The sequence below is a fragment of the Paenibacillus sp. FSL R7-0331 genome, assembly GCF_000758645.1.
Classification (GTDB): Bacteria; Bacillota; Bacilli; order Paenibacillales; family Paenibacillaceae; genus Paenibacillus_AQ; species Paenibacillus_AQ camerounensis.
The window spans coordinates 5,361,845-5,376,990 of sequence record NZ_CP009284.1; the positions used below are offsets into that span (position 1 = coordinate 5,361,845).

Below are 15,146 nucleotides of genomic sequence, written 5' to 3' on the forward strand. Positions count from 1 at the left end.
ATGGAAATAGTAATAATAATCCTGCAAACAGTCAATACGTTTTTTATTCAAACGGAGGATAGCCGCTTTAAATCTAAGAAAAACCCTTATAAATAAAGGTTTTTTTCTTTTGTTACATTTTTGCGCCGAAAATTCATACCGTTAAATGAGCGTTGGCTTATTGAACAAAACCGATTTATGTGATAATTTCAAGTTACTAATCATTATACAGGGAATCTCAGGATTGCCCTGGGGAGGAATATGAAGATGAGCAAACAACTAAGCGCCGTCACTTTTGGCGAGCCGATGGCGATGTTTTATGCGAATGAAGCAGGACCGCTGCATGAGGCAACCTCGTTCTCAAAGGCGCTGGCCGGAGCAGAAAGCAATGTAGCAACCGGTCTGTCCCGCCTCGAACACACAACAGGATATGTTACCAAGCTGGGCGAAGACAATTTCGGGCAATTCATTGCCATGGCCCTGAACAAAGAAAATATTGATACAGACAGCATCACCTATACCAAGGAAGCTCCTACCGGAATGCTGATCAAATCCAAGGTGCTGACCGGAGACCCTAAGGTTGAATATTTCCGCAAAAACTCCGCCGCGTCCAAGCTGAGCCTGGCAGACTTCGATGAGGCTTATTTTGCTTCCGCCGGCCATCTGCATGTAACCAGCATTTCTTCCGCACTCTCGAAGACCTGTCATGAGTTCTCTCTGCATGCTATGGAATTTATGAAAAAGAACGGTAAAACCGTCTCTCTCGATCCGAACCTGCGCCCGACCCTGTGGCCTGACAAGGAAACTATGGTAGCTACCATCAATGATCTCGCCACCCGCTGTGACTGGTTCCTGCCGGGCCTGGGTGAAGGCAAAATTTTGACCGGCCTTGAAACACCGGAGGAAATTGCCGCCTACTATCTGGAACGCGGGGTATCCCTCGTAGTAATTAAGCTGGGCCCTGAAGGCGCTTACTACAAAACCTCTGCCGGAGCAGAAGGCTATGTGGACGGCTTCAAGGTAGAAGAGGTTGTCGATACAGTAGGTGCGGGTGACGGCTTCGCCGTTGGCGTAATCAGTGCCATGCTGGAAAAGCTTACTGTAGCTGAAGCCGTACGCCGCGGTAATGCCATCGGCGCGCTGGCCGTAATGTCTCCCGGAGACATGGACGGACTGCCGACCCGCGGCAAGCTGGAGAGCTTCATGGGCGCCGGCGTATAAAGGTTACTGCTGACGGCACGCAGAAGAGCAATCATTCATTTGTAAAAACAGGAGTGTTCCAGCGGCGTTATGCCGGGAGCACTCCTGTTTGTTTATGGCTTTTACAGCGATAGTTAGTTGAGCGGATGGACTGCAGTTAGTGGGATTTTTCCCTCTATTCACCCGCAAACTGACCATCTGCTGCTCACTTAAAGGGATTTTTCCCTTTATTCACTCACAAACTGACCATCTACCGCTTACTTAGTGGGATTTTTCCCTCTATTCACCCGCAAACTGACCATCTGCTGCTCACTTAAAGGGATTTTTCCCTCTATTCACTCGCAGACTGGCCATCTGCCGCTCACTTAAAGGGATTTTTCCCTTTATTCACACGCAAACTGACCATCTGCTGCTCACTTAAAGGGATTTTTCCCTTTATTCACCCGCAAACTGGCCATCTGCTGCTCACTTAAAGGGATTTTCCCCTCTATTCACCCGCAAACTGGCCATCTACCGCTTACTTAGTGGGATTTTTCCCTTTATTCACTCACAAACTGGCCATCTACCGCTTACTTAGTGGGATTTTTCCCTTTATTCACACGCAAACTGACCATCTACCGCTTACTTAGTGGGATTTTTCCCTCTATTCACCCGCAAACTGGCCATCTACCGCTTACTTAGTGGGATTTTTCCCTCTATTCAAGCCAAGCTACTCCATACACCCCGTACTCACGCAGCGTTCTCACAGGTATGTAGCCTGCCCAAGCAACACTACTCCACGCAAACTTCCGAATCGCAAGAGTCATAGAACTCAAAAAAGAAGGAAGCTACGCTCCCCTCCATAAGCAACCTCTAAACTTGTCCAGCGCAACCTTTGGCACAGGCAGTTCAGCTCGAAAATCCAGGCCTAGCCTGGCACTGGGAGAATAAACCGTTTTACTCCAACTTCTTTACACCGGAGGCTGTACAGACTGTCCCTGCTGAAGCGCAGGCGGAAAGCGGTACGTAATCGGAACCGCAGCATCCTGATCCTCGATCAGCGATAACATGATCTTCGCGGCCTGCATGCCCATTTCGTAAGCCGGCTGGCGGATCGTTGTAATCGCCGGATTGTAGATCAGGGCAAACTCGGCATCATCAATGCCGATAACAGACAGACGGCCGGGAATGGCGACAGCGTGGCGGTTCGCATATTTCAGAATCTCGCCCAGCACAAGGTCATTGGCGGCAATCAGCGCCGTCGGCGGCTGCGGACCGTTCAACAGCTCATCCAGCGCAGCCGAGATCTGCTCTCTGGGTACGCTGCACATATAACGCTCATTCAGCGGCAGACCGGCCTCCTCCATCGCCTTCTTATAGCCGCTCATCCGTTCCTTGCGCGGGGTAATTGCGTTCTCCCCGAGCGGCAGGGACAGGATGGCGATAGCCTCATGACCGTTACGGGTCAGCTCCTTGACCGCTGTCTTGACGGCCATTTCATTGTCCAGTAGCAGGCTCTGGGTCGTTACCCCTTCAACCAGCCGGTCCATGAACACAAGCGGATACTCCGCCTCTATCAGCCGTGTATAAGCCGCAGACTGGTGACCCGTCGGAAAAATAATCAGCCCGTCCACCTGACGAGCCACCAGCGTCTCCACGTATGTGTTTTCCTTATCCGAGTTCTCGTCGGCATTGCAGATAATGACCTGGATGCCGCGGCGCTGCAGCTCATTCTCTATCGCCCGGATGCACTGGATTGACAGCGAATAGTCGATATTGGCGACAATGATGCCGACCATGTGCGTACGGTTCTGCTTGAGGCTGCGGGCCAGGCCGTTCGGCTGATAATTCAGTTCCTCGATCACATCGGCAATCCGGTTCTTGGTTGCTTCGCTCATGTATTTAAACCGTTTATTCAAAAATTGTGAGACTGTGCTCTTTGAGACTCCCGCCTTCTGGGCAACATCCTCAATCGTCAGTTTTTTCATCTTTTCCGCTCCACTCCGCATAAAAAAGCCATACCTTTGATATTATCAAAAGTATAGCTTTTTTTTAGTAAATTATCCAGATGAAATGAACTAAAGTTTTTTCTTTATTGTGGAGGCATCGATCTTCTCCCCGTGTTCATCATACCACCAGTCATAAAACCATTGCTCACCTGTGGCCATACTGATATCCACTGTCCGTTTTTCACCGTTAACCTCATAATGAGCCACATAATAATCTTCCTCAGTAGTAATGGACAGCTCACCGTAATGCACTTTGGTTGGCCGCTTTTTCTTTTCTGTAGTAACTGTTTCTGGAAGCACATCACTCTTCCCGGTTGTTATTTCGTACAGCTTGCTGTGCTGAATAAAACCGCCATTCCCGTCCTCTTTATAATCAACCAGCAGCAGCTCATTCCGATCCGGATCAGCAGCAATAAATGCATGATCAAGACTATAATCAGAGGAATTGAATGTAAAGAGATCAAACGGAACAGTCACTTCTCCTGCAGAGGCTTTTCTGAGATCCAGTGCAGATATTTTACCGGGACTATGCTGTTTTACCTCCCCGACCGTATAAGCCCCATTTGTAAATACCAGATAATCTCCCGCACTGAAAAGATATCCCAGGGCAAAATAGGTCTGTGCACCGCCCGCATACAAAGGAAATGTATATAGTCTTTGGGCGGATTCTGCAGACAGATCGGTATGGCCCTTAGGAGTCAGATAGAGAGCATAAGGCTCTGTATTCCGGGTATATCCGGGTCTGAGGTAATCGGCCTTAGGGGGCGGCGGTGACCAGACAATCCCCAGTGGAGTCTCCACTGCCTGTGCGGATCTCTCGTCCCTGTCGATTGGCAGTGACATCACATACTTCAATCCGCCAAGCTCAAAATTCACCTTGCTGAAGTATCCCGAACTCCTCTGCGCAGCAGGTGAAGGAGAAGGAGCGGCCGGTACAGATGGCTGGACTGCAGCACCACTTTTGTTGTTCCAAATGGCCAGCGGACCATCCCCGCTTTCTTTCCCGCCGCCCGCAAGCGGCCACAGCAGCACACCAAGCAGCAGCACTGCTGTCACTCCAGCAATACCAATGCGCCTGCGCATAATAACCTTTCCCGCCCCGTTACGGCGCTCAGCGGCAAGCTCGATCCGGGCCATCAGCTGCGGGGTGAACCCGTCTTCCGCGAACGGACTGCGTCCGGCCTCCCGGTACCATTCAGGCTGTTCTGTCATTACTTTTCCTGCGTTTTCTGCCTGTCTGTGCTTCATCGCTCATCCTCCTCCAGCGCTTTTCTCATTTTCTCCCTGGCCCGGGACAGCCGGGATTTTACAGTTCCTTCCGCTACTCCGAGCAGAGCCGCCATTTCTGCAGTGGACAATCCCTGCTGAATCTCCAGCACCAGCACCTCCCTGTGCTTATCCGGCAGCTCCATAATCAGCTCCCAGATGCGGTTAACATACTGCTTGCTCAGCGCTTCTTTTTCTGCAGACCCTGCTTGTCCGGGAGTATGGCGTTTCCCCAGCGGAATAAAACGGTGCCAGAAGCTGTTGCGTCTCCAGCTGAATGCACTGTTGCGGGTAATCGTCAGCAGCCAGGTTTTCAGGGTGGCACTGCCCCGGTATTTGGCGATATTGCGGTGCGCCTTCAGGAACACCTCCTGGCTGATGTCATTCGCCTGCTCCCGGCTGCCGGTCAGAAAATATGCATAATTCCACACATCCCGCCCGTAAGTCTCCATCATTTCCCGCAGCGTCATGGACGGCGCATAGGCTACGGCGTAAGGCAATTCTTCACTGTGCATCTTCACTCTCACCTCTTTGGTCAATAAGACTCTCCGGCCTGCATTTGGTTCCCTCAATCTTCCAAAAATATATTTAGTCCTTAAACACCGAAAAAAAATTGTAATTAAAACTTAAAATAAATTGTTTTTTAAGTTAATTCTAACGTTTTCTTGCGTTGTATCCTGTGTAATACAGGAATATAATAACAGTATTCAGGCATAAGCTGCTGTGTTGTACAGCAAAAACGGGGGATTATTGTGGCAAACAAAAAAGTAACACTGACCCATATCGCCAAGGCGCTCGGGCTGTCTCCGGTATCAGTCAGCAGGGCGCTGGCGGATCAGGGAGGCATCAGCGAGGAAATGAAGGCCAAGATTGTGGAAAAAGCAGCGGAGATGGGCTATATCCGTCCCCGTAAAGCCGCTCCTCCGAAAATTTTGGTGCTGCACCAGAAGCCCTACCAGCATGACAACAGCAATTTTAGCTATAAGGTTCAGGGGATCGAGAAGGCGCTGCAGCAGGCCGATACGGATTACAGCATTGAATTTGTCGATAAGGAGCACCAGAGCAGGCTGGCCTTGCCCTACCGTTTAAGTAAAGGCTACAAGTTCGACGGGGTTATTTTTATCGGCAGATTTAACAGTGACTATATTTCCTTTATTCATAAGCAGATTCCGGCGCTGATTCTGTATGTGGGGTACTCACCGGCCTATGATTTCGACAGTGTGTGGTTCAGCTTCCTCCATGCCGGATACAAGCAGTGCCAGTATCTGATTGACCGTGGACACCGCAATATCGGTTTTGTTGGAAACCTTAGCGCATACCGCAACAAGGAAAAGAAAACAGGCATCACCTCCGCACTGGAGGAGCATGGCCTGCCGGCTGGCGGGGCGATTTTTTGGGAGCGTGATGATGCACTTGGGAGCAGGCTGTCCGGGCTGATTGCCGGAGGCGGGCTGCCGACCGCTTTTATCTGTGAGCATGACTTCGCGGCTATAGAGCTGATCCGTCTGCTGCAGGAGCGCGGGATTAAGGTGCCGGAGGACGTTTCCATTCTCAGCAGCGGCAACACGGAGATATCCGCTCTTTCAACCCCTCCGCTTACTACAATGGATCTCAATATCGGTTACTCCTGCCAGAGGGTGGTAGCCACACTGCTCAGCCGGATTGCCGATCCGCAGAAGCCTGCGGAGAATATTGCTGTGCTTAGCACTTTTGTGGAAAGAGAATCCGTAAGGAGCATCTGAGACAGGCAGGTGTATTTTCAAAAGGTGGGATGCCAAATGAACTCCTCTATATTGCTGCGTTTCTTCAAAGCCCGCAAGACTGATTATCTGATCGGATTTTCTTTTATGTTCGCCGCCTCCTTCATTCAGACGCTTTTTCCTAAAGTGCTGGGCCACGCAGTGGATTTAATGAAGGTCAGCGGCTTTGACACCCGGGAGGTGCTGCAGCAGGTGCTGTGGATGGTGCTGATTGCCGCCGGTGTGTTCACCTGCACTTTTTTATGGAGAAATATCATTATCAAAAGCGCGCGCAACCTCGAATGTTACCTGCGTGAAGAGCTGGTCCGGCACTATCTGAAGCTCTCTCCCTCTTTTTATAACAGCCGCAAGACAGGCGACCTGATCGCTTATGCCATCAATGACATCTCTGCGGTACGGATGACGTTCGGTCCTGCTACGGCGATGTCGTTCAACGGCATTGTGATCTGCTGCTCCTCCATTTACTTCATGTTCGCTACAGTTGATCCCCGCCTGACCCTGGCTACGCTTGCCCCATTGCCTTTTATCATTGTGATTATGCTGTTCAGCAGCCGTAAGGTTCAGACCCGGTTCAGAGTGGTCCAGCAGCAGTTCGGTGCCGTGTCCGGTAAGGTTCAGGAGAATATCTCCGGTATCCGTGTCATCAAAGCTTATGTGCAGGAACGTTCGGAGATGGAGCGCTTCAGTCAGCTGAGCAGCCGGATGAAGCAGGCTAATCTGGATCTGATCCGTGTCTCTGCTGCGCTGCCGGCGATGATTGAATTCGGCTTTGCCGTCTGTTTTGTCATTAATTTAGTCTATGGCAGCCGTCTGGTCATGCGCGGGGACATCAGTGTTGGTGATTTCGTCGCTTTTAACGGGTATTTGAGCCTGATCATCAGCCCCATCGTATCCATCGGCAAAATCGTCACTACCATTCAGCGCGGCATTGCTTCTCTTGGCAGATTGTATGAAGTGCTGCGGGTGCAGCCTGACATTACGGATAAGCCGCTGGCGATCCAGAATCAGCTTCAAGGTGAAGTTGAGCTTCGTAATCTGACCTTCTGTTACGATGGCTCGGATACGCCGGCCCTGCGCAACATCTCGTTCAGACTCCCTAAGGGACATAGTCTGGGCATCATCGGCCGGACCGGCTCAGGCAAAAGCACACTCGCCTCGCTGCTCTTCCGCTTCTACAATGTGGAGCCCGGGCAGATCAGCCTGGACTGCAAGGATATCAACGATTACAGGGTTGAGGCGCTGCGCGGAGGAATGGGATACGTGCCGCAGGACAGCTTTGTTTTTGCCGCTACCGTTAAGGATAACATCGCCTTTTTCAAGGATAGCTATAGTGATGCCCAGGTCAGGCAGGCGGCTAAATCCGCACTGATTGCGGACAGTATTAACAGCTTTCCTGACGGCTATGATACGATTCTCGGGGAACGCGGCGTCAATCTGTCCGGCGGACAAAAGCAGCGGCTGGCCATCGCCCGCGCCCTGGTCAGTGATCCGGCCATTCTGATTCTAGATGATGCGCTGTCGGCAGTGGATAGCGTGACGGAAGGGCAGATTCTGGCGAACCTTAAGCAGATCCGTGCAGGCAAAACCAATATTCTGATCTCGCACCGTATCTCGTCGATTAAGGAAGCCGATGAGATTATTGTGCTCGACAAAGGGATTATCGCCGAACGCGGGACGCATGAACAGCTGCTTACGAAAGGAGGCCTGTACTTTGATATCTACACCGAACAGCATGAAGAAGGAGATCACTCCGCGCCCCAAAAAGCCTGAATCAGGCGCAGCTAAGCTGCTGATGCGGCTATCCGCCCCTTATACATTCCAGCTCCTCCTGGCCTGTGTCTGCGTCATTATTGTCAATGCGGCTTTTCTGGTCCAGCCGTTGCTGCTGCAGCGGGTCATTGACCATTTTCTGATCGGCGGTGCGGCAGAGCATGGTCTTGACTCCATTCTTGGCCTGGCTTTGCTGTATCTGCTGGTGTCGGCGGCAGGCTCCGGCTTTGCTTATCTGCAGGCGCTGATTGTCGCCAAAGCAGGTCAGAGCCTGATCCATGATCTGCGGGTCAGAGTGTTCGGCATTATCGAGCGGCTGCCGCTGTCCTTTCTGGACCGGACCTCGTCCGGCCGGCTCATTACCCGTGCGACGAATGACACCGCAGAGGTCAGCGACCTGTATACCGATGTCATCATTTCACTCGTTAAGGATGTCCTGCTGCTGATCGGCATCATCTACGCCATGCTGATGCTCAGCCCGCAGCTTACACTTGTTTCTTTTACCGTTATTCCAGTGATCGTGTTACTGGTCCTGTTTATCAAAAACAAAATCAAAAAGAACTTCTTCCACATGAAGCATTACATCGGCCAGATTAACGGCTTTATTGCCGAAAGTGTTGCAGGAATGCGGGTCATCCAGATATTCCGTGCGGAAAAAGAGAAGGAGGAGCAGTTCCTGAAGCTGAACGGGGATTACTTCCGGACCACGCTGATCCAGGTGCGGCTCAACAGCATCCTGAAGCCCGCATCAGATATGTTCCAGAGTCTGGCGATTGCCATCCTCGTCTGGTTCAGTGTCGGCCAAATCTCCGGAGGTGTGCTGCAAATCGGTGTGCTGTATGCGTTCACGACCTATATCAGGCAGTTTTTTGCCCCGATTTCTGATCTGGCTGACAAATATACCTCCATTCAATCGGCACTGGTGTCTACGGAGCGCATTGAGGAGCTGATCCGCGAGGAGGAACGGCTGGAGCAGCCTGAGAGCGGAGTCGCTGTAGAGCGGCTGGACGGAACCATTGAATTCCGCCATGTCTGGTTTGCCTACAACGATACCGACTGGGTGCTGAAGGACGTAAGCTTTATAATCCGCAAAGGGCAGACGGCAGCATTCATCGGCGAGACCGGTGCGGGCAAGACAACCATCATCAGTCTGATTAACGGCTTTTACCAGGTGCAAAAGGGAGAAATCCTCATCGACGGCGTCAATGTGGATGCTATGCGGCTGGATGATCTGCGGCGGAACATTTCCGTCGTGCTGCAGGATGTTTTCCTGTTCTCCGGCACGATCCGCGATAATATTACGCTGGGGGATGAGATCGCGGAAGAGACCGTGCAGCATGCGCTGCAGGCCTCCTGCGCCATTGAGTTCGTGCAGGATTACCCCGGCGGCATCAACGAGCCGGTTACCGAGCGGGGCGGGACACTGTCTGCCGGTCAGCGGCAGCTGATCTCCTTCGCCCGGGCGATTGCCCATGATCCGGCGATCTTCGTGCTGGATGAAGCTACCGCGAACATCGATACCCGCACGGAAAAGCTGATCCAGCAGGCCATTGACAACGTGGCCCGCGAGCGCACCACGCTAATCATCGCCCACCGGCTGTCCACCATCGCCGGAGCCGACCTGATCATCGCGATGAAGAACGGTCGGGTCGCCGAATCCGGGCCGCCGCGCAAGCTGCTGGAGCAGGAGGGCTATTATGCCCGGCTGCTGAGGGAGAGCCGGTCGCATGTGGCGAGTTCTTGAGGCTCGCAGCAGCTTCATAGCTGGCGGTACAGAGAGCGAAGCGCTCTCTGTATGTGGGTGGTTCACCGACATTAACGGGATATATACCGTTAATAGGCTGAAGGCGGATGGTTCAACCGGCATTAACACGTCCTTAAATTGTTCTCCCATCTAGTTCCTCTAATAAATCCAGTCTATTTCTAGCCTGTAACGGTTACTCCTCTACCTATGCACATAGTCTCCTTGTCTCCCTGTGTAGCACCCGCCTATCCCTGTAGGTTCGGAGTAGCCAGATTTATTCCTCCCCCTCCCCAACCAGCTTATGCCGCACTCTAATCCCATCCTCCTCCACCCTAAGCTGCACCTCCCCGTGCAGATCCGTCCGGAACACCTCTGCCTCTGCTTCCTCCAGCCGCTCCAGCACCCCGGCATTCGGATGCCCGTACAGATTGTTGACTCCTGCTGAGATTACTGCGGTAGCAGGTTTCCAGAACTCCAGCCAGGCTGCGCCTGTTGAGGTTTTACTGCCGTGATGGGCGACTTTCAGCATATCAACAGGTCCGGCTTCCCGGATACCTGCCTGCTGTGCAGCCTGAATAATATCCTCTTCCGCTTCTTCATCCATATCTCCAGTAAAAAGAAAGCTGCGGCCGCTCATCTCCAGCCGGAACACTACCGACTCATGATTCTGCTCCTTAACTACCGGAAGCAGCGGCTGCTCCTCCTCTGGTTCCGGCCGGAGAAAATAAAGCTTCGTCGCCTTATCCGGAGCCAGCACCATTCCCTGCTGCACAGCGTACAGCCGGACGCCCTTGGCAAGGGCCGTGCTCATCAGCTTGCTGTAAGGCTCCGTATCTGCCAAGGTTCCGTTGAACAGCAGCGCCGACACCGGGATTCCCTCCAGTACGGCCTGCAGCCCGCCCGCATGATCCTGGTCGCCGTGGGTCAGGATTACGGCGTCCAGCCGGTGTATACCCCTTTGCTTCAGTAAGGGTAGCAGCGTTTTGGCTCCTACCTCGAACGGGCTGCGGCGGATACGCCACTCTTCCTTGTTCCCGAAGCTTACCGTTCCGCCGCCGTCGACCAGGATGTGAGCCCCTTGCGGTGTAGTGATCAGGATACTGTCACCCTGCCCTACATCCAGATAGCTTATGGCTCCGGCACCATTCAGCTTTTCTGCGTAATAGCCCTTATACAGCAGCAAAGCCAGCGCAGCTGCGCACAGCATGGCTGCGTAACGGCTGCCGCGCAGCCCGGCTTGGACTCCGACTTGAGACGGATGCGCAGAGGCATCGCGGACTCCCCCTGCTCCCGGCTGCTCCAGCTCTGCCAGGGGTCTGGTCTCGTCCTCCATATATTGCGGGGCAAACCTCGCCTCTCTCCGCTGCTTAAGTACATACAGCAGGCCATAGAGCAGCGCGTAATAGACACATATCCATAGCAGGGACGGTGAGGCCCAGATCAGCACACCTGCCGTAAATCCGTTCACCCATTCCACTGCCCTAAACGTCCAATTGTTTAGCAGCTCCGCAGCTCCTGCAACCGTAACCGCCGCAGTATTCCAGATCCGGCCAAGCAGCAGGGCCAGCGTTCCAAGCGGCAGCACTAGAAAAGTAATAAAGGGCACAAGCAGCAGATTAGCGATAAAGGAGAGCAGTGAGAACTGGTTAAAGTAATACACCGTCAGCGGAAAAGACACCAGCTGTGCAATCAGTGTTACTGTTACAGAACTGCCAAGCCATTTGGGCAGCCTGCTGAATAACGGCGTTGCCAGCGGCGTGTAGATCATAAGCCCGGCCGTAACCAGAAATGACAGCTGGAAGCTGACGCTGAGCAGCATATACGGATTCCAGACCAGCATCATCAGCGCCGATGCAGCCAGAATATTCAGTCCGTCCTTGAGCAGGCCGAGCCTTGCAGCGAGCAGGGCAATCATACTCATGATTCCTGCTCGCACAATGGACGGCCCCGCGCCGGACAGCAGCACATATACCGGAACCAGAAGCAGGGTGACCGTTAGCGCGGTTTCCCTTGTAACACGCAGGCGCCGCAGCAGAAACAGAATCACTCCTACATACACAGCAACATGCATACCGGAAATGGCCAGAATATGCGTCAGCCCCAGCTGTGAGAACTGCTTAAACGTCTCGGGATCGAGATCGTCCTGTATACCGATTACAAGCCCCTTCATATATCCGGCATGCGGCTCCTGAAACAAGCGGTCCATTTCAGCACCAAGCGCAGCCCGCGCGGCATCATTCCAGCGTAAAATGCTGGAGAGCTCCCATGACACGGGAGCTACAGCCGTCACACTAGCCGTGCCTTCCCCTTTCAGCAGCCAGTGAACCTGCTGCGTCTGCAGATATGCACGATAGTCGAATCCGCCAAAATTCCGCGCAATTGCAGGCAGGCCCAGTTCCCCCTGAACGGTTACCCGGTCGCCTCGCTGCCACTGTGCCGCCAGTGCAATTTCACTCTCCGCCTGGAGCTTGATCTGCACAGCAATAAGTTCGCCCGCCGGATTAGTGCCTACATTGTCCCCGTGGCCAATATCTCCCTGGGCATCGCTGCCTTCTCTTGCCTGCTCTATAACGGATTCTCCATCGTCTTGTCCCAGCTTCTCCCCTCCAATCTGCGCCAGCTTCAGCGTAAAATCCACCCGGTCCCCGTCCCGCTCCACCGGGGATACAATCACACCTTCAGCTGTTAGATATGTCTCGTTCAGCCCGGCTTCCGGCCGGCCCAGCGCCGCCGGCAGCAGGCTGACATTCCGTGCCTCTGTCCATTCCCAATACAGCGCTGCTGCAGCCAGAGCCAGTACAAACACAGCCGCCGTCCGCCAGCTGATCCCCCCGCTGACCGCCCAGATCACAAGCAGCAGCAGGCAGGCGGATATACCGGCCAGAAGACTGTAGCCTGAAAACAGGCAGCCTGCCGCACTGCCGGCAACCCAACAGACGGTGAAGCCCAAAAGCGGCCTTCTATTCATTTCCTTCCCTCCCTATGTAATCTGCAGACAGCAAAAAGAACCCCCGCTGCGCAATTCATGCGCGAGCAGAGGTTCTTCCCCTGTTGCTTGCCTTATTCAGTTACCTTATCCGGTACTCCCGGGTTACTCCGATACCGTAATCATCGTTTCCTTCGGCGGCTCGTAGTTCTCCAATTGACGGAATATAATCCCTTTGGAGCCCAGCATCGCCTCGACCTTTTTCATATCCTTGCGGTAAGGACGCAGATAGACAATCTCAACAATACCGCTGTTGGCCAGCATATTGGCACAGGTCCAGCACGGCTCATCCGTCACGTACACGGTACTGCCCTCCCGGTCACTCCGGTCGGTGAAGAGCAACAGGTTCTGCTCGGCATGAATCGTGCGGATGCAGCGCTGCTTCATAACCATCGTTTCCACGCCTCCGACAAGCTCCCGTTCATACTGCTCAGAGACCATACACCCGGCTTCGGAGCAATCCGGCACACCCATCGGCGCCCCGTTATATGCCGTTCCCAGCAGCTTCTTGCCCTGCACCAGCACAGCACCGACATGCCGGCGGGGGCAGCGTGAACGGGTGGAGACCATGCAGGCAATGTCCATGAAATATGTATCCCAGTTTTTGCGGTAGGCCACAGTCATCAGTGTTTCTCCACTTTCTCTTCTTAGTTGTTCACTATTGTAACACACTGTGGCACTGTTTCAATATGATAAAGCGGGTTCCTTACCTGCTCTGCTGAAAAGGCTGTCTTCTCAGCTCCTTCGGCCGCAATCCGTTCTTCTTCGCCTGAGCGTGCCAGAAGGAATGGGTGGCAGCCAGACGCCAGGCGATGCGCGGAAAGTTGGGCTGGATGAACAGGGATTCTGCGCTGCTTCGCGCATGAATAGCGGCTGAGAGCTGATGCATGGCCTTGCCGAGATTCTTGAGCGGGCCTTTACCGAGCGGTACCTGGCTCAAGGATTTGAACATCTCACCGGCTCCGTGCCCGACAGCCATCCCGAAGCGGAAGCCTGAGCGGCTGCACCAGTTACGTACAATATCGGCAGCAATCTTGCACTGATGCCCTTCATAGAATCCATTATTAATCAATGCATAGACGATAAGGTCCGGATTGCCCTGCTTAGACTGCCGGTACTGTTCGAATTCAACCAGCATCCGCAGCAGGTGCGAGGGGATTGCGTCAAAATAAAGCGGAAACGCCAGCACCAGCACATCCGCCTCATTCAGCTCATCGTATTGCTCAGGCTTCAGCGGCTTTACATTAACGCGGTACACACTAAGCTCATTGCCTTCAGCAATGAGCGGCTTCAGCTTTTCCAGCAGAATGCCGGAGTTGCTCACCCCGCCCTTGGGACTCCCGTTAACCAGCGCAATTCTCATCACTGTACCTCCTTAAGGCTGACAAGCGTGTCGTGAAAAGAAACAGTGTAGCCGGACGCATCCAGATTAAGCGCATTGGCCCCTACCAGAGACTGTGCCGTCTCGCGCTCTGCCCCGGTCATCCCTTCCCCGTAAAAATGAACCGTGAATCTGATCTGGCGCTCATACCGCTGCTGATGATGGGTTTCTCCGTTTTTGGTCGTGAAATAGGGCAGAACATACGGCAGTGTGCGGTTCAAAACATTGCTGACAAACGGGCTGTATCCCCCGTACACGTTACGGCTGATTAAGACAAACTCTTCACAGGCAGCGAGCCGTTCGCCCATATGCTTATAAGAATCCTTCAGCACACAGGTGCCCGGAGTGCGGACCCAGCAGCCGAAGCAGCCTACACAATGACGGATGTCCCCCTCCATTCCGATCACTTCATCGGTTTCACTGCAGAACCCGCTAAGCCATGCATCATATTCCGGTTCCGCCAGATCATGAACGATTAATCTCATCTTCAGTTCCTCCTGATTGAAGAATGACTTGCCATACCTCCTGCCAATTCCCCGAATAACGGATGCCGCTGCTGGACTGCAGGGATGCCACCCCGTGGACAAGCGACCAGTAGGCCATCAGCATTTGGCCGTCCCGCTCAGGCGGCAGCCCTAGGCTACGGAACAGCCGGCAGCCGGTCGTCCTGAACACCGCAAATGGCGGATACGCCGGAGCATCCGCTTCTCCTCCGTCCACCTGAATCGTGATACCCGACTGAAAGAACAGGAAAGGAAGATAAGCCGGATGCTGCCCGAAAAAAGCAATATAGGCTGTCCCCAGCTTTTCCATCGCTGACATCGGCTCTGCCTGCCCTTCGACTGAAGCTTGCAGAGAGGCTGTAAACTGCGCAGTGACATGCTCCCCCATGGCTGCCAGAAGCTGCTGAACATCCTTGAAGTGACCATACGGAGCTGCGTGGCTGACCCCGCATTTAGCTGCAACCTTACGCAGGGAAAATCCGCCCAGACCCTCCTCATTAATTAACTCAATACCGGTTTCAATCAATGTGTTTCTTAAATCGCCATGATGATAGGGTCTCTGCTTCAAA

12 protein-coding genes are annotated in these 15,146 nt (G+C 53.3%); 4 read left to right on the top strand and 8 right to left on the bottom strand.

From position 1 onward, the window contains the following. Positions 1-246: 246 nt before the first annotated feature. Positions 247-1,200 carry a sugar kinase gene (locus R70331_RS23100; RefSeq protein ID WP_042179533.1) on the top strand — a complete coding sequence of 318 codons (954 nt, stop codon included), beginning with the start codon at positions 247-249 and terminating at the stop codon, positions 1,198-1,200. Between the two features lie 929 nt (positions 1,201-2,129). Here the strand turns inward: R70331_RS23100 and R70331_RS23105 are convergent. The 3 genes from R70331_RS23105 to R70331_RS23115 all read right to left on the bottom strand — a co-directional run bounded on the left by R70331_RS23105 (position 2,130) and on the right by R70331_RS23115 (position 4,972). Continuing rightward, a complete protein-coding gene (locus tag R70331_RS23105) occupies positions 2,130-3,146 on the bottom strand; it encodes a LacI family DNA-binding transcriptional regulator (RefSeq protein WP_042179536.1) in 1,017 nt (338 codons plus the stop codon). Positions 3,147-3,236: 90 nt separating this feature from the next. Next, entirely contained in the window at positions 3,237-4,415 is a 1,179-nt protein-coding gene (locus tag R70331_RS23110) for a hypothetical protein (protein ID WP_042179538.1), read from the bottom strand. Beyond that, positions 4,412-4,972 (bottom strand): RNA polymerase sigma factor, encoded by a 561-nt coding sequence (locus R70331_RS23115; RefSeq protein ID WP_331281489.1) that lies wholly within the window; start codon positions 4,970-4,972, stop codon positions 4,412-4,414. Before R70331_RS23115 ends, R70331_RS23110 begins: the two co-directional genes overlap by 4 nt. A gap of 213 nt (positions 4,973-5,185) precedes the next feature. On the opposite strand from R70331_RS23115, the gene R70331_RS23120 reads away from it, so the two are divergent. From R70331_RS23120 to R70331_RS23130, 3 genes are read left to right on the top strand one after another with little or no spacing between them, the layout of a single operon-like run. Beyond that, positions 5,186-6,175: a LacI family DNA-binding transcriptional regulator gene (locus tag R70331_RS23120; RefSeq protein ID WP_042179542.1), complete on the top strand. Its 990-nt coding sequence runs from the start codon at positions 5,186-5,188 to the stop codon at positions 6,173-6,175. 36 nt (positions 6,176-6,211) lie between these two features. After that, positions 6,212-7,963, top strand: coding sequence for an ABC transporter ATP-binding protein (locus R70331_RS23125; RefSeq protein WP_042179544.1), 1,752 nt, complete (start codon positions 6,212-6,214; stop codon positions 7,961-7,963). Continuing rightward, entirely contained in the window at positions 7,905-9,707 is a 1,803-nt protein-coding gene (locus R70331_RS23130) for an ABC transporter ATP-binding protein (RefSeq protein ID WP_052419174.1), read from the top strand. Before R70331_RS23125 ends, R70331_RS23130 begins: the two co-directional genes overlap by 59 nt. Before the next feature lie 274 nt (positions 9,708-9,981). Here R70331_RS23130 and R70331_RS23135 read toward each other — a convergent pair whose 3' ends face one another. From R70331_RS23135 to R70331_RS23155, 5 genes are all read right to left on the bottom strand, one after another. Continuing rightward, positions 9,982-12,675, bottom strand: a complete 2,694-nt coding sequence (locus R70331_RS23135) for a ComEC/Rec2 family competence protein (RefSeq protein WP_052419175.1) — start codon at positions 12,673-12,675, stop codon at positions 9,982-9,984. Between the two features lie 123 nt (positions 12,676-12,798). Then, positions 12,799-13,317, bottom strand: a complete 519-nt coding sequence (locus R70331_RS23140) for a deoxycytidylate deaminase (protein WP_042179548.1) — start codon at positions 13,315-13,317, stop codon at positions 12,799-12,801. Between the two features lie 82 nt (positions 13,318-13,399). After that, positions 13,400-14,056, bottom strand: a complete 657-nt coding sequence (locus R70331_RS23145) for a flavodoxin family protein (protein WP_042179550.1) — start codon at positions 14,054-14,056, stop codon at positions 13,400-13,402. Next, positions 14,056-14,559, bottom strand: a complete 504-nt coding sequence (locus R70331_RS23150) for a flavoprotein (RefSeq protein ID WP_042179552.1) — start codon at positions 14,557-14,559, stop codon at positions 14,056-14,058. Before R70331_RS23150 ends, R70331_RS23145 begins: the two co-directional genes overlap by 1 nt. Next, positions 14,540-15,145 carry a TetR/AcrR family transcriptional regulator gene (locus tag R70331_RS23155; RefSeq protein ID WP_042179554.1) on the bottom strand — a complete coding sequence of 202 codons (606 nt, stop codon included), beginning with the start codon at positions 15,143-15,145 and terminating at the stop codon, positions 14,540-14,542. The genes R70331_RS23150 and R70331_RS23155 overlap by 20 nt, the downstream gene beginning before the upstream one ends. Position 15,146 lies beyond the last annotated feature (1 nt).